The organism is Agrobacterium larrymoorei (genome assembly GCF_030819275.1).
Classification (GTDB): domain Bacteria; phylum Pseudomonadota; class Alphaproteobacteria; order Rhizobiales; family Rhizobiaceae; genus Agrobacterium; species Agrobacterium larrymoorei_B.
Map to the genome: position 1 here is coordinate 1,190,612 of NZ_JAUTBL010000002.1, position 22,864 is coordinate 1,213,475.

Genomic DNA, 22,864 nt, shown 5'->3' on the forward strand with positions numbered 1-22,864 from the left:
TTCGGTGTCGTGCGTCATTACCGGCGCGCGACCCCGAACATGCTTCATCGGCGCATTGTCCTAAAGCGTGTCGCGATCTTTCAGATTCGCTCATACGCTTTAGGTCCTTGTCGCATGTTGTTATCGCAAAACCGCTGCACACTTTTGCGCGACATGCTTTAGGGACGCATGCATGAGTTCGGCTAGGGACTTGGGAGGATGACCATGCTCGGACGGATCAATCACGTTGCGATTGCCGTGCCTGACCTTGTAGCGGCCACTGCTACGTACAGAGACGTACTAGGCGCTGCGGTCTCGCAAATGCAGACCCTGCCAGACCATGGGGTGAGGGTGGTTTTCGTCAATTTGCCTAACAGCAAGGTCGAACTGCTCGAGCCATTGGATAGCGACTCCCCTATCGCGGCTTTTCTGGACAAGAACCCGTACGGCGGCATGCATCATATCTGCTACGAGGTAGAGGACATCATCTCGGCCCGGGACAGTTTGAAAGCCGCCGGGGCACGCATTCTGGGCGATGGCGAGCCGAAGATCGGTGCCCATGGAAAGCCTGTGCTCTTCCTCCATCCGAAGGATTTCTGCGGCACGCTGGTTGAGTTGGAAGAGATTTGATCGCAAGCCGTCTTTCTAAAGACCGTATGTTCGCTTAGGACTTGCTGGCTGGCTGATCCATCTTCTTTTGCGCTGATCGTCGGAACGCAGGAAATGCCGATTCTATACGGGGAGGTTCCACATGCAATGGCTATCGGTTGTTGCCGTTTTTTTCATCGTCTGGTGGACGGTTCTTTTTGTTGTCCTGCCGATCGGGCTCAGAACCCAGATGGATGACGATGATGTTGCGCTGGGAACCGTGGCGAGCGCGCCTGCTCGTTTCCAAGGGGTGAAAATCCTCATTGTCACCACGCTGATCTCGATATTGCTCTGCGCAATCTGGTACGGGGTCACTTGGTACTTTGGTGTCAGCCTCGACGATCTGCCCCGTATCATACCGGTTTACGACTGAAGTCATCTGGCGGAAGGGCCGCGTAAAGCGAAGCAAGACATCGTCTTCTGTCACATGAATGTTGCATTTCAGTGCGTCGCGATTCACGCCTAAGCAATAGAATGGGAAAGATCTGGTCAGGCGTCAGCGGCCAACTCACTGAAAGAAAACCAATTTCAGGGCAAAAAAAAACAAGGCGGTTAGGCCTTGTTTTTCAGTTTCGCGTGATCCGTTTCCGTTTCCGGGGCTGCGACAGAGCGCGCCTAAGATCTCATCCTCCCAAGACTGACCGCGAAGACGGCAGAAATTTAAACTTCCTGCCTCTTTTGTGAGCTAAAACTAGCCCAAAGATTCCACTTTGTCACCACGTTTTTTGCATTTTTGTTACAGTCAGCAAAAAATTTTCTCATGAACATTATGTCGCAGGCACATCGCAAAATTATTTCTACTGAAACCGATCAGTCACGCATGTCCTATTCTCACGCGGACGTGAATGGGGTTTTGGAAGAGCCGATGCTGCGGGTTTCCTTCTGTTAGAGAAACGGTTATGTACCGGCAAAATATCCTTTAATTCTGGCGATTCCCGGTAGATGTGGAGTCGTCGCACTCAGGAAGTCGTCATGCGTCTCAGCCGATATTTTTTGCCCATCCTGAAGGAAAATCCCAAGGAGGCTGAAATCGTCTCTCACCGCCTCATGCTGCGTGCCGGTATGATCCGTCAGCAGAGCCAGGGCATCTACTCCTGGCTGCCGCTTGGCAAGCGCGTGATGGACAAGGTGAACCGCATCATCCGCGAAGAGCAGGACCGTTCCGGCGCAATCGAGCTTCTGATGCCGACGCTGCAATCGGCCGAGCTTTGGCAGGAAAGCGGCCGTTATGACGATTACGGCAAGGAGATGCTGCGCATCAAGGACCGCCAGGACCGTCAGATGCTGTACGGCCCGACGAATGAGGAGATGATCACCGACATCTTCCGCTCCTACGTGAAGTCCTACAAAAACCTGCCACTGAACCTCTATCACATCCAGCTGAAGTTCCGCGACGAGGTGCGTCCGCGCTTCGGTACGATGCGCTCGCGCGAGTTCCTGATGAAGGATGCCTATTCCTTCGACCTGACGAAGGAAGCCGCGATCCATTCCTATAACAAGATGTTCGCCGCCTATCTGCGCACATTCTCGCGCCTTGGCCTTCGCGCCATTCCGATGCGTGCCGATACCGGCCCGATCGGCGGCAATCACAGCCATGAATTCATCATTCTGGCCGATACGGGCGAATCGGAGGTCTTCTGCCACAAGAGCTTCCTGGAGCAGGGCATTCCGGGCGACGACACCAATTTCGACGACGTTGCCGCTCTGCAGGGCATTTTCGATACATGGACTGCGGACTATGCCGCGACCTCTGAAATGCATGATGAAGCAGCTTTCAACGCGATCCCTGACGGCGACCGCCTTTCCGCGCGCGGCATCGAAGTCGGCCACATCTTCTACTTCGGCACCAAATATTCCGAGCCGATGGGCGCCAAGGTGCAGGGACCGGACGGTAAGGAACATCCTGTCCACATGGGATCCTATGGCATTGGTCCGACACGCCTTGTTCCCGCCATCATTGAAGCTTCGCATGACGAGAACGGAATCATCTGGCCTGCCTCGGTTGCGCCTTTCGATGTCGTCATCATCAACATGAAGGCTGGCGACGCGGCCTGCGATGCGGCATGCGAGAAGCTCTATTACTCGCTGTCCAACGCCGGCAAGGATGTTCTCTATGACGATACGGACGACCGCGCAGGTCAGAAGTTCGCAACGGCCGATCTCATCGGCGTGCCTATGCAGATCGTCGTCGGCCCACGCAGCATTGCTGCCGGTGAAGTCGAGGTGAAGGACCGCAAGACCGGCGCGCGTGAGAACGTCACGGTCGAAGCCGCAATGAACAGGGTTCTCGGCTGAAAAGCCGACAAGGAGTAGACATGGCAAAAGCCGAGGCTGACAACGGTGCGGTTGCATCCGGGAAGGATGGGGCGGCGCGGCCATTTTCGGCTTTCGAACGCATGGTGGCCTGGCGCTACCTGCGTTCGCGCCGCAAGGAAGCCTTCATATCGGTCATTGCAGGCTTCTCATTCGTCGGCATCATGCTGGGTGTGGCGACGCTCATCATCGTCATGGCGGTGATGAACGGTTTCCGCACCGAACTGATCTCCCGAATTCTCGGCATCAATGGTCACATGATCGTTCAGCCGATCGATCAGCCCTTCAACAATTACGACGAGTTGGCCAAGAAGTTTGGCGCCATTCCCGGCGTGACGATGGCCTTGCCACTTGTGGAGGGTCAGACGCTCGCATCCGGACGCAATGGCGCGGGCAGTGGTGCGCTGGTTCGGGGCGTGCGTCCTGAAGATCTCGAGAAGATCAAGGAAATATCGACCAACGTCAAAGCTGGCGATCTCGTTGGCTTTATGTCGGGGCAGGGTGTTCTTGTCGGCTCTAGGCTGGCCGCACAGCTCGGCGTGACGGTGGGAGATCAGATTACCCTCATTTCACCGGAGGGTGACGTGACGCCCATGGGTGTCAATCCGCGCGTGAAGTCCTACCCGATTTCGGGGGTCTTCGAGATCGGCATGTCGGAATATGATGCGTCGATGATCTACATGCCGCTTTCGGAAGCGCAGCTTTATTTCAATTCCGAGGGCATCGTCCAATCCATCGAGCTCTTCGTCAGCCATCCGGACAATGTCGATGGCATTCGCCCGCTGGTGGAGACCGCTGCCGGCCGACAGGTCTATATCACCGACTGGCGACAGCGTAACCAGACCTTCTTCTCTGCGCTTCAGGTCGAGCGCAACGTCATGTTCATGATCCTGACGCTGATCGTTCTGGTCGCGGCGCTCAACATCATTTCCGGCCTCATCATGCTGGTGAAGGACAAGGGCAGCGATATCGCTATTCTGCGCACCATGGGTGCCACCTCTGGCGCCGTCATGCGCATCTTCTTCATGACAGGGGCTGCGATCGGTATCGTCGGTACATTCGCAGGCGTGGCGCTGGGCGTTCTCGTCTGTCTGAATGTGGAGTCGATCCGCCAGTTCTTCTCGTGGATCACCGGGACCGTTCTCTTTGATCCGCAGCTCTATTTCCTCAGCCAGCTTCCGGCGGAGATGGATCTAAGCGAAACCATCACCGTCATCGTCATGGCGCTGACCCTGTCCTTCTTGGCGACGATCTTCCCCGCCTGGCGCGCGTCGAAGCTCGATCCCGTCCAGGCCCTGAGATACGAATAGGACCCGCTTCACACCATGGCAAAGAAAATGGCTTTACAGCTTACCGGCGTGGAACGGACCTATGGTCAGGGCGAAACGAGCCTCTCCATTCTGAAGGACGCGAATTTCGAATTGCGAAGCGGTGAGATCGTCGCACTGGTCGCACCCTCCGGCACGGGCAAATCGACACTGCTGCATCTGGCCGGTCTTCTGGAACATCCGGATGCGGGCGAGGTCTTTGTCAATGGCAAGCCCTGCGGCACGCTCTCCGATGAGGAGCGCACCTCGATCCGTCGCAGCGATATCGGCTTCGTTTATCAGTTCCACCATCTGCTTCCGGAGTTCTCAGCGCTTGAGAATATCATGATGCCGCAGATGATCGCCGGTCTCGCACCCAAGGAGGCACAGGTGCGTGCCAAGGCGTTGCTGGATTATATGCGCATCGGCCACCGAGGCGATCATCGTCCGGCGGAACTGTCCGGCGGTGAACAGCAGCGTGTGGCAATCGCAAGAGCCGTTGCCAATGCGCCGCTCCTGCTTCTGGCAGATGAACCCACCGGCAATCTCGACCCAGAGACCGCATCCTACGTTTTCGATGCCTTGGAAGCGCTGGTGCGCCAGTCCGGCCTTGCAGCCCTGATCGCGACCCATAATCATGATCTGGCGGCACGCATGGATCGTCGCGTGACGCTTTCCGAAGGCAAGATCGTCGAGTTCTGATCGATCCCACGATGCTTTGATCCAAAAATGTAAAGGGTTCCTTGTGCGTCCATAGAACGCACAGCGTTTTAAGTACCCTTATCCCCATCTACCCCGTCTGGCCCGCCAGGCGGGGTTTTGTTTGTGCGTTGATTCGCTCGAGGCGAAACCAAGGAACCGGATTGAGTCGCTTCACGTTGGCAATAGGCCAGCCCAAAAAAGCTGTTGACACGGAAACAAAATGAGAACAAAGTTGGAACATAAAAAGTAAGGAGAGACAAATGACCGATTTCATCCGTGACCTTGCCGCCTTCACCTCAATCGCTGTCTTCGTTGCCAGCTTCTCTGTGATCCTCACATCTATGTGACTTTAGACCCTTCGGTCTCCCGGCGATAGCGGTGCACAGTCACCCTTTGCCAGTGGACTTTGCTGCTCGAAGGGATCAAAATCAGCCCGATTCAGAATGACGGGAATGCAGCACGATGGGCGATCATATTGAAGAGCGAAACCTTTCAGGCGTGCTCTTGAAATCTCCCGGCTTTGTGCACTTGCGTGTTCATTCCGCCTATTCCCTTCTCGAAGGGGCGCTTCCTCTCAAAAAGATCATGGCGAAGGCTGTCGGCGATGCACAGCCTGCCATCGCTATCACCGATACAAACAATCTTTTCGTTGCGCTGGAATTTTCGGAGAAGGCGCGGGACGAAGGACTGCAGCCGATCATTGGTTGCCAGCTTTCCATCGACATGCAGGATGCCGTCGAAGACAGGCGAGGCGGCAACAACCTTTCCAAGCTTCCGTCCATCGTTCTGCTTGCCGCAGATGCGGAGGGCTATGAGCGCCTCGTCGATCTGATAAGCCGCGCCTATCTCGATGGCGAGGGCAGTGGTCACGCGGTGAACATTGCCAAGTCGTGGCTGGAAGAGGCCAGCAATGCGGGATTGATCGCATTGACCGGTGCGTCTGGCGGCCCTGTCGATATGGCGCTAAAAGAGGGACATGCGGCTCAGGCGAAAAGCCGGCTTCTTGCGCTGAGAGACATTTTTGGCGACCGGCTCTATATCGAATTGCAACGTCAAGGCAATTACGACCGTGCGCATGAACGCCGCATGATCGCCCTTGCTTACGAGCATGACATTCCGCTGGTTGCTACCAACGAAGCCTTCTTCCCTTCGAAGTCGGATTATGAAGCGCACGACGCTTTGATGGCCGTGGCCCATAACGCCATCGTTTCGGATGACAGCCGTTTCCGTTTAACGCCGGACCACTATTTGAAGAGCCGGGATGAGATGGTGGCGCTCTTCAAGGATATCCCCGAAGCCATTGAGAATACGGTCGAGATCGCCCAGCGCTGCTCTTACGTCTTGAAGAAACGCGGCCCCATCCTCCCGCGCTTTACCGGCGCCAGCGACGATCCGGAAGAGGCCGAACGCGCCGAGTCGCTGGAGCTTCGCCGCCAGGCGGTCGAAGGTTTGGATATGCGCCTTGCCGCTCTTGGGATGGCCCCGGGCTACACCGAGCAGGAGTACCGCGATCGGCTGGACTTCGAACTCAGCGTTATCGAGCGCATGAAGTTTCCCGGCTACTTCCTGATCGTTGCCGACTTCATCAAATGGGCAAAGCAGCATGATATTCCGGTCGGCCCTGGTCGTGGTTCGGGTGCAGGATCGCTGGTCGCCTATGCGCTGACGATTACAGACGTCGATCCGCTTCGCTTCTCGTTGCTCTTCGAACGCTTCCTCAATCCCGAACGCGTGTCGATGCCGGACTTCGATATCGACTTCTGCCAGGATCGCCGCGAAGAGGTGATCCGCTATGTGCAGCGCAAGTACGGGCGCGAGCAGGTCGCACAGATCATCACCTTCGGTTCGCTCCAGGCACGTGCCGCCTTGCGCGATGTCGGTCGTGTGCTGGAAATGCCCTACGGTCAGGTGGACCGCATCTGTAAGCTGGTGCCGAACAATCCGGCCAATCCGACGCCGCTCTCCAAGGCGATCGAAGAAGAGCCACGTCTTCAGGAAGAGGCGGACAAGGAACCGGTCGTCGCGCGGCTCCTGGATATCGCCCAGAAGATCGAAGGTCTTTACCGCCACGCCTCCACACACGCCGCCGGTATCGTCATCGGCGACCGTCCTCTGTCGAAGCTGGTCCCGATGTATCGCGATCCGCGCTCCGACATGCCGGTGACCCAGTTCAACATGAAGTGGGTGGAAAGCGCGGGTCTGGTCAAGTTCGACTTCCTGGGCCTCAAAACTCTGACAGTGCTGAAGGTCGCTGTCGATTTCGTCGCCAAGCGCGGAATCCATGTCGATCTTGCGGCCATTCCGCTGGACGATCAAAAGACCTACGAGATGCTATCGCGTGGCGAAACCATCGGCGTCTTCCAGGTGGAAAGTGCCGGCATGCGCAAGGCGCTGATCGGCATGCGTCCCGACTGCATCGAGGACATTATCGCGCTGGTGGCGCTGTATCGTCCGGGTCCGATGGAGAACATCCCGGTCTATAACGCCAGAAAGCATGGCGAGGAGGAAATCGAGTCGATCCATCCGACGATCGACCACCTCCTGAAGGAGACGCAGGGCGTTATCGTCTATCAGGAACAGGTGATGCAGATCGCCCAGGTCCTCTCCGGCTATTCGCTCGGCGAAGCCGATCTTCTGCGCCGCGCCATGGGTAAGAAGATCAAGGAGGAAATGGATAAGCAGCGCGAGCGCTTCGTGGAAGGCGCGATCCGTAACAATGTGTCCAAGGCGCAGGCCGACACGATCTTCGATCTTCTCGCCAAGTTCGCCAATTACGGCTTCAACAAGTCGCACGCTGCTGCCTACGCCATCGTTTCCTACCAGACCGCCTATATGAAGGCGCATTACCCGGTGGAATTCCTCGCCGCGTCTATGACGCTAGATATGGCGAACACCGAAAAGGTCAACGACTTCCGCCAGGATGCGGCACGCCTCGGTATCGAGATCGTCGCGCCTTCTGTTCAGACATCCTTCCGCCGTTTCGAAACCGGCGAAAACCGAATCTATTATTCGCTGGCCGCCTTGAAGGGCGTCGGCGAAGGCGCGGTCGATCACATCGTTGAGGTTCGCGGCGATAAACCTTTCGCAAGCCTTGAGGATTTCTGCCAGCGGATCGATCCGAAGCAGATCAACCGCCGCGTTCTGGAAAGCCTGATCAATGCCGGTGCTTTCGATTGCTTCGGCAGGGACCGCGCCGAGCTGATCGGCGGCCTCGACCGCATTATCGGATATTCCCAGCGTGCGCAGGAAAGCCGCGTCACCGGCCAGCACGACATGTTCGGTTCGGGTGCAGCGACTGGCCCGGAGAAGCTCGTGTTGCCCGCCTATCAGCCTTGGCTCGCCTCGGAAAAGTTGCTGAGAGAATATCAGGTGCTGGGCTTCTATCTCACCGCCCATCCGCTCGATACCTATCGCGCCGTACTCGACAAGCTCCGCGTTCAGAACATTGCTGATTTCTCCGCAGCGGTGAAACAGGGGGCAACTGTTGGGCGCCTGGCTGGCACGGTCACCGGCAAGCAGGAGCGCAAAACCCGCACCGGTAACAAGATGGGGATCGTGACCTTCTCGGATGCGTCGGGCCAGTATGAGGCCGTGCTGTTTTCGGAAGGGCTCGGCCAATATCGCGACCTGCTCGAAGTCGGCAAGTCACTGGTGATTACGGTCCAAGCGGAAGAGCGGCCTGAAGGCATTGGTCTGCGCATCCAGACAGCCCAGTCGCTCGAGGAGAAATCCGTTCAAATGCAGAAGGCGCTGCGCGTCTATGTCCGCGATTCCGGTCCTCTGAAAACTGTTGCGCGACATCTGAATGCCAAGGGCGATGGCTCGGTCTATTTCGTCGTTATCAAGGACGAAGGCCAGCGTGAGATTGAAGTGGAACTCACGGAGAAGTATCGCATCTCGCCGGAGATCGCAGCGGCCCTTCGGACCGCTCCTGGTGTCATCGATGTTGAACTGGTGTAGGCAAAGCTTCTCGACTCTGTTCGTTAGAGGGTATCATAAGGGATATTTGAGAGTCCGATTCACCCGAAAATAGATTGGGTGCTCAAATCACGACCCCTCAGCCAAGCCTTAAATACCCGCGTGAATGCCGCGAGGGCTACAGTCAGAACAGGCTATTAGCCGGATAAGCGTAAGCGCCGTTGTCAATGAAACCGTGGCGTGAGAGGCACGCGCGCACAGCGGCATTGTAATAATAGGAACTGGTGAAGGTGGTGCCGCGCGGTGGCACACTGGCCTCGACGCTGCATCTTGCAAGTGCGTGATCGAACACGTTCAGGATGACGGGGTCGCTCTCGACGGCCGGGCCACCATAGACACTGTAATTTTTCGGTGCTTCAGCAGCAGACACACAGGCAAGCGCGACGACAGCGGCGCCAAGATATTTCACGTTCATAGGCAGGCTCCCCAAACAAGCTTGATGAGCCTTTAAACGTTAACGCGGCGCAGTTGTTCCTTGCGCGGCCGCGCCGGTATCGTCGGCCCGAAGTCGGTATCGATCCTCGATAGGCGCGATGCTTAGATATAAGCGCTGATTTCGATATCGAAGCCTCAGTCGCGGGTGATGGTGACGAAGTCGGTGCCTTGACCGGTCTCCAAGCCATGGCTCAGATCGGAGACCGTGATCGAACTTCCGACGGCGAGTTGCTCCTCAAGTCGTCCACGAACCTCTGCTGGAATGTCGATACGATCAAGCACCGCACGCAATTGATCGTAGCCACCTGGGGCATCCGCCACATCGATACCGAGACGCTTCCGTGCTGCAGCCGGGAGGTGGTTTTCCAGCGTCAGGCCGTTCCATTCCGCTTTCTCGCCTTCGATGTCGATGACTTCGAAGAAGTGTGTACCGAGCGCCACCTGTGGGTCTTTGATATGGATCGGTGCCTCAAAGAGCGGCTTGAAATTCTGTCGCACCATAAGCTGGCCATTTGGCGGCGCGTCTGCGCCTGTCGATGCATAGAGCGCGTCCAGGAACGCGTCGGTCATGAGGGGGCCGGTGGTCTTGAGACCCTTCCAGCGCTTGTAGCCGTTCACGGCGTTGATGGTCATCTGCCCCGCATAGCCATCGGCGATACCTGCATCGAATCCGATGCTGGTCAGGAGGCGCTGTGCGTCCATGATTTTTTCCCGTTCGCCACGCCGCGTGATCAGAATTCGCAATGGCGCTCCCGTTGCCCTGGATGTGGCCTTGGCGTGCACGGAACTGGTCTTCTCATTGATCGCGACTTCAACCAGCTTCAGCGATGCATCGAAGCTGGCGGGCCGCATTTCGACATCGGAAAGCAGGCGGCCTTCATCGGCTGCCTTCGGCTGAAGAAGGGTAGGATGGTCGATGCGTTGCAGAGAGACATCCGCACTGGAGATGATGACGTGAACGCCACGGCTCGTCATTCCGTAGAGCGACTTTGCAAATTTAGAGGGCAGGCGAATGCAGCCATGCGAGGCAGGGTAGTTCGGGACATTGCCCTCATGCAGGGCGACGCCAGACCATGTCAGCCGCTGCATGAACGGCATGGGAGCCGCAGAATAGATGTTTGACTCATGATACTTGCGCTTATCCAAGATCGAGAAGATGCCGCTTGGCGTCTCATGACCGGCCTTGCCGGTGGAGACCCTCGATGTGGCGACGACCTCTCCGTCTTCGTAAAGGGACAGCGACTGGTCGTTCTTCGAGACGACGACCTGCAGGCTGCGCGCATCACCGGCGATTGCCGATTGCACGAGAACGGAGGTGGACAGGAGACAGGCTCCCACAAAGCTACGCAACATCATGTTTGCTCCAACGCGATACACAACATGCCGCCTCCGAAGATCCGGCAAGGGAGACTTACGGCGCTTGAGACCGCGCCAGTCAGAGGGCCAAGCATAGGCTTGGCTATTTAAGGAAGTTTTTAAATGCGGTCACGAAGCCGTGTGACAGCTCATTTTTTCGCGCCGAATGTGTAGCCGGTTTCCACCGTGCCCTTGCCGAACTTTTCTCTCAGCTTGTCCATGGCCGCTTCCGCCGCAGCTCGTCTGCCCGCCGTCTTGTCCACAAGATCGGGAGGATCGGCCTGGGCTGGATCGCATAGATCGGTGACGCCAATCCCGATCAGGCGGAATTTCGTGCCATCCGTTTCTCGCTCCAGAAGCGAAAGTCCTGTCCTGAAAATTCGGTCGGCCAGTTGCGTTGGATCTTCCAGCCGCTTGTTGCGGGTGCGCGACTTGAAATCCGCGCTCTTCATCTTCAGCACGACCGTCTGTCCCGCGGTGGCATTCTTCTTCAGTCTCCAGGCGACCTTCTCGGACAGGGAGCGCAAGATCGGCACGAGTTCGTCATAGTGCGAGATGTCGTTGAAGAAGGTCGTCTCGGCGGAAACGCTTTTTGCCGGATCGTTGGTGTGAACCTCACGGTCATCAATGCCGCGTGCGAGCCGATAGAGACGCTGCCCCATCGTGCCATAACGGCGCATGAGGTCCGTTTCCTCCATCTCCTGCAACTGGGAAATCATGCGGATGCCGTCGGCTTCCAGCGTGGCCGCAAAGGCCTTGCCGACGCCCCAGATGGTGGTGACAGAACGCGTTGCAAGAAAACCGTTAGCCTCCTTTTCACCGATTACAGAGAAGCCCCGCGGCTTTTGCAGGTCGGATGCGACCTTTGCCAGAAACTTGCAATAGGAGAGCCCGACAGACACAGTGATCCCGATTTCCTTTTCCACCCGGCGAGCGAATTGTGCAAGCACACGCGCTGGCGGATCGTGATGCAGTCGCTCGGTACCGGAGAGATCAAGGAAGGCCTCATCGATCGAAATCGGCTGCACCAATGGCGTCAAATCCTGCATCATGGCTCGAACCTGCCGCCCGACTTGGCTGTACTTCTCCATATTCGGCTTGATGATCACGGCGTCAGGACAGGCTTCGAGCGCCTTGAACATCGGCATGGCGGAGCGAACGCCATGGATGCGGGCTATGTAGCATGCCGTCGAGACGACCCCGCGTTACCCACCGCCGATAATCAACGGCTTGTCGATCAGGTCCGGATTGTCGCGCTTTTCCACCGAGGCGTAAAAGGCATCGCAATCGATATGGGCGATGCTGAGATCGTAGAGTTCATCATGGTAAAGGAGGCGGGGGCTGCCGCATTGACGGCAACGTTTCAATCCCTCCGGCTGGCCAGCCAGACAATCACGACAGAAACCGGGATGGTCGTTCGACATCGAAGCCTTGGCCAAGAAACAAAAAGAGAACGGCCTCGACCATAGTCGTGAATCGGAAGTTGCTCAAGAGCACGCCTTGGCGCTCCACATCTCAGTAGACGCCGGAATCGAGACCAGGACCGGAATATTTGTGCCAGGCCGCTTGCACATCTTCCGGCTTGAACCCGGAGGCTTCACAAAACGCCATGAGGTCCGGCTCGTGGTTCATGACGAAATCAGTCAACCCCGCCAGAAAGCCGGGGTCCTGTATTGCCGCACGCAGCATGTTGGGCTGCAGCCCGGAGAGCGCAAGAAAACGGGCGAGAATATCCGGTTCGTTTGCCAACCATCCAAGAATGGCGGCAACGGTTTCTTCGGGGTCTTTGACGATGGGTTTGCCGTATTTCATCTCACGCCGCATTTATTGCCGGAAGTTACCTATTTTTCAACCAAATCGCTTTAGCCTCCCTCGGCAGGGGATAATGGAATCGGTTCTTCGGCACCTTATATGTCAGCTGGACGGTTTCAAAGCGTAACAAGGACTGCCGCCATGCCCAAGCAGGTCATGATAGTTGAAGACAACGAGCTGAACATGAAGCTCTTTCGTGATCTGATCGAGGCATCCGGTTACACGACCATACAGACACGCAATGGTATGGAAGCACTGGAGCTTGCTCGTAAGCATAGGCCCGATCTTATTCTTATGGATATTCAATTACCGGAAGTATCAGGACTTGAAGTCACGAGATGGCTCAAGGAAGATGATGAACTTCATGTGATTCCCGTGATTGCTGTGACAGCTTTTGCTATGAAGGGAGACGAGGAGCGCATTCGTCAAGGCGGCTGCGAGGCCTATGTTTCTAAGCCAATTTCTGTTCCGAAGTTTATTGAGACGATCAAGACTTATTTAGGCGATGCTTGAAGCAATAGGGGCGACCGAATGACTGCTAGAATCCTGGTCGTCGACGACATTGTAGCCAATGTAAAGTTTCTCGAAGCGCGTTTGCTGGCTGAATACTTCGACGTCGTCTGCGCCGACAATGGCCGTGATGCGCTCGCAATCTGCGCGGAGGGCCAGGTCGATGTCATTCTTCTCGATATCATGATGCCGGAAATGGATGGCTTCGAGGTCTGCGAGCGGCTGAAGGCCAACCCGGTGACGGCGCATATTCCCGTCGTTATGGTAACGGCACTGGATCAGCCGACCGATCGCGTGCGCGGATTAAAGGCTGGCGCGGATGACTTCCTGACGAAACCCGTCAACGATCTGCAACTTATTTCGAGGGTCAAAAGCCTCGCGCGTCTCAAGACCATGAGCGACGAGTTGCGCGGGCGGATGATGACCGCAGAAACCATCGGCATCCAGGAATCGATCGGTGTCGACGGCCATATCGAAAAACCTGGCCGCATTCTTCTTGTCGATGGGAGAGCGAGTTCACAGGAGCGGATCGTCAAGGCGCTGAAGCCGGTGGGCGAGGTTGTGGCCTGGAGCGATCCGGCAACTGTGATTTTCGAGGCGGCGGAGAATGCCTACGACCTCGTCATCATCAATTCCAACTTCGACGACTTCGACCCACTGAGGCTTTGTTCGCAATTGCGCTCGCTGGAAAGGACGCGGTTCCTGCCACTCCTGATCATTACCGAGCAGAACGACGATGCGATGGTCGTTCGGGCGCTCGATCTTGGGGTCAATGATTACATCATTCGTCCGATCGATCCGAATGAATTGGTGGCACGCACGCTGTCCCAGATCAAGCGCAAGCGCTTCAATGACCGGCTGCGTGAGAACCTCGCGCAGACCATGGAGCTCGCGGTTATCGATGGGCTCACCGGGCTCAATAATCGCCGCTATCTGGATCTTCACCTGAAGACCTTGTTCAACCGTGCGGCACTTCGAGGCCGCCACCTTTCCGTTTGCATGACGGATATCGATCGCTTCAAGCAGGTCAACGATCTTTACGGCCATGAGGCCGGCGACGAGGTGCTGCAGGAATTTGCCGCCCGGTTGCGTTCCACCGTACGCGGTGCGGATCTCGCCTGCCGCTACGGTGGGGAAGAGTTCGTGGTGGTAATGCCGGACACATCGGTGGAGACTGCCTCGGTGGTGGCCGAGTCCCTGCGCTCAATGATCGAGGGCACTGCGTTCTTACTTCGCTCCGGCCAGTCTTTAAAGATCACCGCGTCTCTTGGCATCGCTTCGAATGCAGCGGGCGTCGAAAGCCCAGAGCAATTGATGCGCCAGGCAGATCGTGCGCTTTATGAGGCAAAGAGAAGCGGGCGCAATCGCGTCGTTGCTTCCGCCGCCTGAGTAGAGTTGAACCGACGAACCGGTTAGAGAGCCTCGTTCGCCCCGTGTTATTGCAGGAATGCTCGGTTCTGAGCCAGTGTGCCGGCGTGGCACACTTAACCATATTTTAAAGCAAGAATCGTTGGGCCTTAATAAAGTGTTGAACTTTCGATCGGGTTGAGCGAAACTTTGTTCATAGAAATAACTTTAGGCCAATATATCATTCGATATGAGGCAATAGAACTTTAACAGTTCGCGCGGTTCTATTTTTAGGGGTCCGTGCATGCAATACCCCTTGATGCTCAGGTCCGCCGCATCTCCTGGGTCTTGGGGTCGGTCGGCCGGCGATGCCAATAGATGGTTCCTCGTGCTGTCGTGGTTATCCCGGCCGACCCCACGTCAACATCTCCAATGTTATCAGTGTCCTCCCATGCAGCTTTGCGTGAGGCGTTTTAGTATGAATCCTAAGACTCATTGGGCGCACATAAAGCGTGTCGCGATTTTGTAGGTTCGCTCCTCACGCTTCAGGTCTTGTGTGATCGCGTGTCCTTATCGCCAACCGCTGCACACTTTTGCTTGGACCATGCATTAAGCCTCGGCAAAGGCTTCGCATCGAACGACGACCCCAAAACAAAAAACGCGCCTCTAGGGCGCGTTCTTTAAGGATAAGATCAAGATGATTACTTGATCTTGGTTTCCTTGAATTCAACGTGCTTGCGAACGACCGGGTCGTACTTGGTCTTCGTCATCTTATCCGTGAAGGTACGGCTGTTCTTCGTGGTGACGTAGAAAGTACCTGTGTCGGCCGTCGACAGCAGCTTGATCTTGATTGTTGTAGCTTTCGCCATGGTCGTCCTGCCTTTAACAAGTAAGTGAGCCGCGGACCTGTTCGATCCCGGCTAAATCTGGCGCGAAACTACGGATCGCGCCTGAAAAGTCAAGTCTGTTTTGAACCGAAAACCGAACGCCCAATGGAAAGAACGACATAGAAGCCGAAAAACAGCGCCAATGCCCAGGCAAAGCCGTTGCTTCCGGAGATATCCATAGCGATGCCCACGGTCTGCGGGCCGGCAATCGTGCCTGTCGCATAACAGAATATGAAGGCTGCATTGGCCGCGACAAGATCCGAACCGGTGAGTCGCGAACCGAGATGGGTGAGGCCGACGGTATACATGCCCGAGACGAGGCCGCCCCAGAGCAGCAGCAGGACGGCCACCAAAATCCAGTTGTTGACGAGCAGTGGTAGCGCAAGCGTACCGCAAAGACCGATAAAGGCCATCAAGCCGAGCAGCAGACGGCGATTGGTGATACGGTCGGAGAGCAGGCCGATCGGGATCTGGAAGGTCATGTTGCCAATTGCCATGACGGTCAGGAGAAGCGCTGCCTGCGATTCATTAAAGCCTTCACGTGTGGCATAGATCGGGAAGAGCGAGAGACCACCAGCCTGTACCGCGCCGAAAACGAAGGCGGCAGCAGAGGCCATGGGCACCAGCCAGATATAGCGTACAAAATGGTGGGCAGGTTTCTCATCCAGCGCCGGGCTTTCCTTGCGCGCCAGAAAAATCGGAATTGCAGCCAGGAGGATGATGCCGCAGCCGACGAGAAACGGTGTGATGCCTTCACTTCCCACAGTGGAAAAGAGGAGCGGTCCGACTGCAAAGCCGACGGCGAGCCCTGTCGCATACACCCCGAGCACGAGTCCGCGTTTGCGTGGCGGCGCTGCGGCATTGATCCAGAACTCCGACAGGATGAAGAGCGTCGTCGTTGCGCCATGAAAGACGATTCTGAGCGGAAACCACATCCAGAAATCAGCGGCATAGTAAAAGCCCAAGGCGCTGACCGACGAGATGACCACGGCTGTCAACATGGTGCGCGCCACGCCGAAGTCATGCGCAAGTTTACTGGTGATGGGCGCTGCAATCATGGCGGCAACACCGGCCATGGCCGAGTTCAATCCGATCATGCTCGACGAAATACCGCGGCGCTCCAGAATGAGGCTCAAGAGCGGCAATCCGAGGCCGATAGCGATGCCCACGGCGCTGATAGCAGATATGGCGGCAATAAGCGATGGCCAGTGAATATTGTCGGCGTCGCAGTTGGGATGTGACATGGAGACCTTTTACAGAAAGCCGCGAATGAATGTGCCGCGACGCTCGAAGTAAAGTCGCACCCGGCTTTCAAATTGTAGTGGCTGATCACCTATCATGAAGTTTGTGACATCTTCGAGAACCATCCGTGTAATCGCCGCCATGTTCACACCGGAACTGTCGCGAATGTCAAGCCATTGAAGGTTCTGCAACTCTGCAGAATCTTCAATATTGGCCGGCTCAATGCCGACGTCGTCGGTGAAGCACAAAAAGAATCGTGTATCGAATCGCCTGACGCGCCCCGGCGGCGTGATCGCGCGCGCCACATAACGTAGAGCCGAGAGATCTGGTCCCTGTTGTTCACACCCGGTTCCAAAGCAAAGCCCCGTCTCCTCCTGCAACTCGCGCACAGCCGCCAGCGCCAAGGCCCGCGCTCCGGCAACCGTCATGGCACGCGAAGCAGAGCGCCTGAGTTTGTCGATAACGAGAGGATTGAGGTCGGCGCAGAAGGGCAGGGCGTGATCGCGTGGGTCACGCCGGCCACCCGGAAAGACATAGACATCCGGCATGAAGACGTGTCCGCTGCTGCGCTTGCCCACGAGCACACGCGGAGAGCCGTCCGTGCGATCGACCAGAATCAGACAGGCCGCATCCCTCGGACGCAGATAGGGCGATTTTTCAGTTTGCGATTCAGCAGGCAAAGCGGTTGGTCGCCTGTCAGTGGGACGATCCGTCGATCTGCGTCTTTTCGGGCTCATTGCTGAAGCCATGCATCCTCAGTGCCCATTGCAGGCCAATGACGCCACCTTTGATCGGCTGGATGGTCAATAACGCCACCAGTATCGTGATCGGCACCCAGATCGCGAAATGCACCCACATCGGCACCATGAGGATCAGGTCCGTCATCATGAAGCCTCCGACCGCCACGTGGCCGAGGATCATGATCGAGATATAGGGTGGAAGATCGTCGGAGCGTTGATGATGCAGATCCTCGCCGCAGGCGGCGCATTGGTCCACGGGCTTAAGCCAGGCCTTGAACAACCGGCCGCTGCCGCAGGCCGGGCATCGGCATGAGATGCCGCGCATGATCGAGCGACCCAGCGGTCGCTCCTGCTTCTCGCCGCCATATTGCACTGTCTGGATCTCGCTCATGCCCATTCCTCCAAGGATTGCTGCACTGAGGCGCCTCGGCCAAGTCTTGCTGGACTGAGCTTAGAGAATGCTTCAGCGTTTCCTGCGCGGCGGTCTCGTTCCCGGTGTCGCCGTGCGCCCTCCACCCCGGCGCGCCGTCTTGTGGAAGGATCGTGTTCCTGCGGGCATCTTTCGCCCTTCGCTCAACATCTCGAAGCGAAGCGCACCTGCCAGCGGAACGGCTTCTGCCAGACGAACCTGAACGGTATCGCCAAGCTGGAAGCCGAGGCCGGTCTTCTCACCCGTCAGTGCCTGATGCGCTTCGTCATAGATGAAATAATCGGTCCCTATCGTAGATATAGGAACGAAGCCGTCCGCACCAAACTGCGGAAGCGCGACAAATAGTCCCGCCTTGGTGACACCGCCGACCCTGCCTTCGAATTCCTCGCCTACGCGTTCGGAAAGATGGTGAGCGATCAGACGGTTGATGGTGTCGCGCTCGGCTGCCATGGCGCGCCGCTCGAAGGTCGAAATCTCAGCGGCGATATCGTCAAGCGTGGCTTCTTCCTGTGGCGTGATCCCGCCTTCGCCAAGTCCCAGCGAGCCAACGAGCGCGCGATGCACGATCAGATCGGCATAGCGGCGAATGGGCGAGGTGAAGTGGGCGTACTTCATCAGGTTCAGGCCGAAGTGCCCGATATTCTCGGGGCTGTAGATTGCCTGGCTCTGGGAGCGCAACACCATCTCATTGACCATGATCTGGTGGGGCGTATCTTCCGCGCGCGCCAGAATGCCGTTGAAGGAGTTGGCACGCACCTGACCACCCTTGGCCATGGTGATGCCCAGTGTCGCGAGGAATTCGCGCAGCGTCTCCTGCTTGGCAAGCGTGGGGGCATCGTGAACGCGATAGACCAGCGGTTGCTTCTTCTTTTCCAGCGTCTCAGCGGCGGAAACGTTCGCCTGGATCATCATTTCCTCGATCAGCTTGTGGGCATCGAGGCGTTCGGGAATGATGACCTTGTCGACGGTGCCATCGCTTCGCAGCACGATCTTGCGTTCCGGCATGTCGAGTTCAAGCGGCTGGCGACGATCGCGGCCGCGTTTCATCACCTCATAGGCATGCCAGAGCGGCTTCAGGATCGGCTCCAGCATCGGGCCGGTCTTGTCATCCGGCTTGCCATCGATCGCCGCCTGCGCCTGCTGATAGGAAAGCTTGGCCGCACTCTTCATCATGATGCGATGGAAGGTGTGCGATGCCTTGCGGCCTTCCTTGGAAAACACCATGCGCACCGCGAGCGCTGGCCGATCGACACCTTCCTTCAACGAGCAGAGATCGTTGGAAATCCGCTCCGGAAGCATCGGCACGACGCGATCTGGAAAGTAGACAGAGTTGCCGCGCTTCAGCGCTTCACGATCGAGCGGCGCGCCAGAGCGCACATAATAGGAGACATCGGCAATCGCCACGGTGACGATCACGCCATCGGGATTATCGGGCGACGGATCAGGCTCGGCATAGACCGCATCGTCGTGGTCCTTGGCATCAGCCGGGTCGATGGTGATCAGCGGCAGATCGCGCCAGTCCTCCCGATGCGCCATGGTGGCAGGTTTTGCCGCATCCGCTTCCGCCAAAACATTCTGCGGGAAGATATGCGGAATGCCATGGGCATAGATCGCGATCATCGAAATGGCTTTTTCCGACGCCACCGATCCGATCACGGACAGAACCTTGGCGCGCTTCAGGCCATAGCGTCCGCTGTTGCGCGAGACTTCCACCTCGATCAGGTCGCCATCCTTGGCATCGCCGACACCGTCGGGATCGATCACCAGTTCTTCGCCGCGCCGGTCCACCGGCATCAGACGTCCGCCGCCGCCAGGCTGTTCTTTGAAAACGCCAATCAACGCGCCCTGTCGGCGATCGATAATTTTGATGACGCGGGCGGTATAGGCCGGTCCGAACCGATCCTTGGAGGGAAAAATTTTGGCGAGCACACGGTCATTCAAACCGGCCGCGGGGCCTTTTTTGCCGCGGTCTTGTGACGACTGACGGATAAGGACAGCGGGTGCTGCACCTTGGTCTTCCGGCCATTCTGCTGGGCGGCCGATCAACTCGCCATCCTTGTCGCGCGTGGTAATGTCGAGAACCGTCACAGGCGGCAGTCCGCCGGGTCGCATCAGCGACTTACGGTTCTTCTGCACCATGCCGTCAACTTCAAGTTCCTTCAGCAGTGCTTTTAGCACCACGCGGCTATCGCCCTTCAGGCCAAAAGCCTTGGCGATTTCTCGCTTGGAGGCCTGTTGCGGATGTTCGGCAATGAACTTCAGCAGCACGTCGCGCGGAGGCACTTCCCCATGGATGATGCCTTCGCCTTCATTCACACGCTTTGAGCGGGCGGTGCGTCCGAAACCGTCATTGGCGGAATTCTGTTTCTGACGCGGTGCTTTGCTCACGATGCTGCCTTCTTGGTTTTTGCTGCTGTCTTGGGCATTGCCGCCGCTTTCGGCTTGGCGGCCGCCTTGGTCTTGCTTGCCGCTTTCGCCTTTGCGGGCTTGGCGTCTGCATCGCCTTCGGCCTTTTTCTTCGCCGGAGCCTTCTTCGCCTTCACCGGCTTGCCGCCGGTCTTGGCAATGCGTTCGGCAATCAGCACCAGCGCCTCGTCCAGTGTCACAGCATCGGGAGACTGTGCCTTGGGGATCGTGGCATTGACCTTGCCCCAGTTCACATAGGGGCCAAAGCGGCCATCGCGAACCGTGATCACGCCACCATCAGGGTGGTCGCCCAGTGTCTTCAGCGCGGCTGGCGTCGATGCGCGGCCACGGCCCGGCGCTGCCTTCTTTTCCGCAATGACGGTCACCGCACGGTTGAGGCCGATGGAGAACACGTCTTCTACACTCTCCAGATTGGCATAACCGCCATCATGCATCAGGAACGGACCATAGCGGCCGATGCCGGCAGAAATCATCTTGCCGGTTTCAGGGTGCTTGCCGATGTCGCGCGGCAGGTTGATCAGCGCCAGCGCCTTTTCATGATCGATCTCTTCCGGCTTCCAGCCCTTGGGCAGGGATGCGCGTTTCGCTTCCTTGCCGTCGCCACGCTGGATATAGGGTCCGAAACGACCGGAGCGAAGCGTCAATTCTTCGCCCGTCATCGGATCGGCACCAAGTGCCTTCGGCTCGTTCAGCGCTGCGGCTTCGGCTTCCGCACCATCCGAGGTCAGTTGGCGGGTGTAGTTGCACTCCGGATAGTTCGAGCAGCCGACGAAAGCGCCATATTTGCCGAGCTTCAGCGACAGGTTGCCGGTGCCGCAGACCTGGCAGATGCGGGGATCGGAACCGTCCTCACGCTTGGGGAAGACGAGCGGTGCAAGCACCTCGTTCAGCGCGTCAAGAACGTTGGTGACGCGCAGTTCCTTGGTATCTTCGATCTGAGCGAAGAAGTCCTTCCAGAAGTCGCGCAGAACCTGCTTCCAGTCGAGTTCGCCTGCGGAAATGCGGTCGAGCTTTTCTTCCAGATCGGCGGTGAAATCATACTCCACATAGCGGGTGAAGAAGCTCTCAAGAAAAGCCGTCACCAGCCGACCGCGCGAGTGCGGGATCAGCTTGCGCTTATCGACGACGATATATTCGCGGTCGCTAAGCGTCTTCAGTGTCGCGGCATAGGTGGAGGGACGGCCGATGCCGAGTTCTTCCATCTTCTTGATCAGCGATGCTTCCGAATAGCGCGGTGGCGGTTCGGTGAAGTGCTGGCTGGCATTGATCTTCTGCTTGGCGAGATTTTCGCGGGCATTGATCTGCGGCAGACGTCCGCCGTCTTCGCTGTCGTCGCTCTGCTCGCCATCTTCCTTCTGGTCAGTATAGGCGGCAATGAAGCCATCGAAACGGATGACCGAGCCGACGGCGCGAAGGCCAGCCTTCTCGCCCTTGTTATCGGCAAGGATTTCAACCGTCGTGCGTTCGATCTCGGCAGAGGCCATCTGGCTTGCAATGCCGCGCTTCCAGACCAGATCGTAAAGGCGAAGCTGATCGGAATCGAGGTAACGCTTCACCTTGTCCGGCGAGCGGTTGAAGTCCGTCGGACGGATGGCTTCGTGCGCTTCCTGGGCATTCTTGGCCTTGGTGGAATAGAAACGTGCCTTCTCCGGCACATAGCGGTCGCCAAACTGCTCGCCGATGGCGCGTCGAGCAGCATCGATCGCTTCCGGCGCCATCTGCACACCATCGGTACGCATATAGGTAATGAGACCCACGGTCTCACCGCCGATATCGATACCTTCATAAAGCCTCTGCGCTACCTGCATGGTGCGCGAAGCGGAGAAGCCAAGGCGCGAAGACGCGGCCTGCTGGAGCGTGGACGTTGTGAAGGGCGGGCCAGGATTACGCTTGACCGGCTTTGCTTCGACCGTGTCGACAACATAGCTTGCGCCTTCGAGCAATGTCTTTAGCCGGGTCGCGTCGTCGCCGGTCTTGATAGACTTGCCCTGTAGGCGCTTGCCATCGGCCGAAACGAGCTTGGCTTCGAACTCGTCACCGCGCGGTGTCTTCAGAAGCGCAGAGATATTCCAGTATTCTTCCGAGACGAAACGTTCGATCTCGGATTCGCGGTCGCAGACCAGGCGAAGCGCCACGGACTGGACGCGTCCAGCGGAGCGCGCACCCGGCAGCTTGCGCCAGAGAACCGGCGAGAGATTGAAGCCGACCAGATAATCGAGCGCCCGGCGGGCAAGGTAAGCATCGACGAGAGGAATGTCGATGTCACGCGGCTCGGCCATCGCATCCAGAACAGCCTTCTTGGTGATGGCGTTGAACACCACGCGCTTCACCGGCTTGTCGCCCAGAACCTTCTTCTTTTTGAGAAGATCGAGAACGTGCCAGGAAATCGCTTCTCCCTCGCGATCAGGGTCGGTCGCCAGAAACAGTCCATCGGATGCCTTCACGGCATCGGCAATATCCTTCATGCGTTTCTGTGAGGCAGGATCGACCTCCCAGGACATTTCGAAATCCTGGTCGGGAAGAACCGAACCATCCTTGGCGGGAAGATCCCGAACGTGGCCGAACGATGCAAGAACCTTATAGCCGGGGCCAAGATACTTGTTGATCGTCTTGGCTTTTGCCGGAGACTCTACGACGACGACATTCATATTTTTTTCTCTGGAAACATGTCCGTTAACCGGCATCGTCGCTGATTCCGCACGCAACAACGCCTTCCTTTTATTTCGACATGGACAGGTAATGCGTTCCGGT

The 22,864-nt window shown here is 57.3% G+C and carries 17 protein-coding genes and 1 pseudogene; 8 read left to right on the plus strand and 10 right to left on the minus strand.

Annotated features, from left to right (window positions below; genetic code table 11):
* Positions 1-204: 204 nt before the first annotated feature.
* The 6 genes from mce to dnaE all read left to right on the plus strand — a co-directional run bounded on the left by mce (position 205) and on the right by dnaE (position 8,909).
* A complete protein-coding gene (mce, locus tag QE408_RS14400; protein WP_306934809.1) occupies positions 205-609 on the plus strand; it encodes a methylmalonyl-CoA epimerase in 405 nt (134 codons plus the stop codon).
* 121 nt (positions 610-730) lie between these two features.
* A complete protein-coding gene (locus QE408_RS14405; RefSeq protein WP_306932223.1) occupies positions 731-1,000 on the plus strand; it encodes a DUF1467 family protein in 270 nt (89 codons plus the stop codon).
* 599 nt (positions 1,001-1,599) lie between these two features.
* Positions 1,600-2,922, plus strand: a complete 1,323-nt coding sequence (gene proS, locus QE408_RS14410; protein WP_306932225.1) for a proline--tRNA ligase — start codon at positions 1,600-1,602, stop codon at positions 2,920-2,922.
* A 20-nt stretch (positions 2,923-2,942) separates the two neighbouring features.
* Positions 2,943-4,250: a lipoprotein-releasing ABC transporter permease subunit gene (locus QE408_RS14415; protein WP_306932227.1), complete on the plus strand. Its 1,308-nt coding sequence runs from the start codon at positions 2,943-2,945 to the stop codon at positions 4,248-4,250.
* Between the two features lie 15 nt (positions 4,251-4,265).
* Positions 4,266-4,949 carry an ABC transporter ATP-binding protein gene (locus tag QE408_RS14420; protein WP_306932229.1) on the plus strand — a complete coding sequence of 228 codons (684 nt, stop codon included), beginning with the start codon at positions 4,266-4,268 and terminating at the stop codon, positions 4,947-4,949.
* A gap of 462 nt (positions 4,950-5,411) precedes the next feature.
* The gene (gene dnaE, locus QE408_RS14425) at positions 5,412-8,909 is read left to right on the plus strand and encodes a DNA polymerase III subunit alpha (RefSeq protein WP_306932231.1); all 3,498 of its coding nucleotides are present in this window, start codon (positions 5,412-5,414) and stop codon (positions 8,907-8,909) included.
* Between the two features lie 142 nt (positions 8,910-9,051).
* On the opposite strand, the gene QE408_RS14430 is transcribed toward dnaE, so the two are convergent.
* From QE408_RS14430 to QE408_RS14445, 4 genes and pseudogenes are all read right to left on the minus strand, one after another.
* Positions 9,052-9,342, minus strand: coding sequence for a hypothetical protein (locus QE408_RS14430; RefSeq protein ID WP_306932233.1), 291 nt, complete (start codon positions 9,340-9,342; stop codon positions 9,052-9,054).
* 155 nt (positions 9,343-9,497) lie between these two features.
* Complete coding sequence (locus tag QE408_RS14435; protein ID WP_306932235.1) at positions 9,498-10,718, minus strand: L,D-transpeptidase family protein; 1,221 nt, start codon at positions 10,716-10,718, stop codon at positions 9,498-9,500.
* Between the two features lie 149 nt (positions 10,719-10,867).
* Positions 10,868-12,142 (minus strand): annotated as a pseudogene (locus tag QE408_RS14440) (DNA polymerase IV).
* Between the two features lie 91 nt (positions 12,143-12,233).
* Positions 12,234-12,542, minus strand: a complete 309-nt coding sequence (locus QE408_RS14445; RefSeq protein WP_373465551.1) for a DUF3572 domain-containing protein — start codon at positions 12,540-12,542, stop codon at positions 12,234-12,236.
* 129 nt (positions 12,543-12,671) lie between these two features.
* Between QE408_RS14445 and QE408_RS14450 the strand changes: the two genes are divergently transcribed.
* Complete coding sequence (locus tag QE408_RS14450; protein WP_062425520.1) at positions 12,672-13,043, plus strand: response regulator; 372 nt, start codon at positions 12,672-12,674, stop codon at positions 13,041-13,043.
* Positions 13,044-13,061: 18 nt separating this feature from the next.
* On the plus strand, positions 13,062-14,429 hold the full coding sequence (locus QE408_RS14455; RefSeq protein WP_306932239.1) for a PleD family two-component system response regulator: 1,368 nt from the start codon (positions 13,062-13,064) through the stop codon (positions 14,427-14,429).
* A 659-nt stretch (positions 14,430-15,088) separates the two neighbouring features.
* Here QE408_RS14455 and rpmG read toward each other — a convergent pair.
* The 6 genes from rpmG to topA all read right to left on the minus strand — a co-directional run bounded on the left by rpmG (position 15,089) and on the right by topA (position 22,761).
* Complete coding sequence (rpmG, locus tag QE408_RS14460; RefSeq protein ID WP_003496403.1) at positions 15,089-15,256, minus strand: 50S ribosomal protein L33; 168 nt, start codon at positions 15,254-15,256, stop codon at positions 15,089-15,091.
* A gap of 89 nt (positions 15,257-15,345) precedes the next feature.
* The gene (locus QE408_RS14465; RefSeq protein WP_306932305.1) at positions 15,346-16,518 is read right to left on the minus strand and encodes an MFS transporter; all 1,173 of its coding nucleotides are present in this window, start codon (positions 16,516-16,518) and stop codon (positions 15,346-15,348) included.
* 9 nt (positions 16,519-16,527) lie between these two features.
* Positions 16,528-17,253 carry an NUDIX hydrolase gene (locus QE408_RS14470; protein WP_373465552.1) on the minus strand — a complete coding sequence of 242 codons (726 nt, stop codon included), beginning with the start codon at positions 17,251-17,253 and terminating at the stop codon, positions 16,528-16,530.
* On the minus strand, positions 17,213-17,647 hold the full coding sequence (locus QE408_RS14475; RefSeq protein WP_306932307.1) for a DUF983 domain-containing protein: 435 nt from the start codon (positions 17,645-17,647) through the stop codon (positions 17,213-17,215). The genes QE408_RS14470 and QE408_RS14475 overlap by 41 nt, the downstream gene beginning before the upstream one ends.
* A 72-nt stretch (positions 17,648-17,719) precedes the next feature.
* The gene (gene rnr / locus QE408_RS14480) at positions 17,720-20,074 is read right to left on the minus strand and encodes a ribonuclease R (RefSeq protein ID WP_306932309.1); all 2,355 of its coding nucleotides are present in this window, start codon (positions 20,072-20,074) and stop codon (positions 17,720-17,722) included.
* Positions 20,071-22,761, minus strand: a complete 2,691-nt coding sequence (gene topA, locus QE408_RS14485) for a type I DNA topoisomerase (protein WP_306932312.1) — start codon at positions 22,759-22,761, stop codon at positions 20,071-20,073. The genes rnr and topA overlap by 4 nt, the downstream gene beginning before the upstream one ends.
* Between the last annotated feature and the right edge of the window lie 103 nt (positions 22,762-22,864).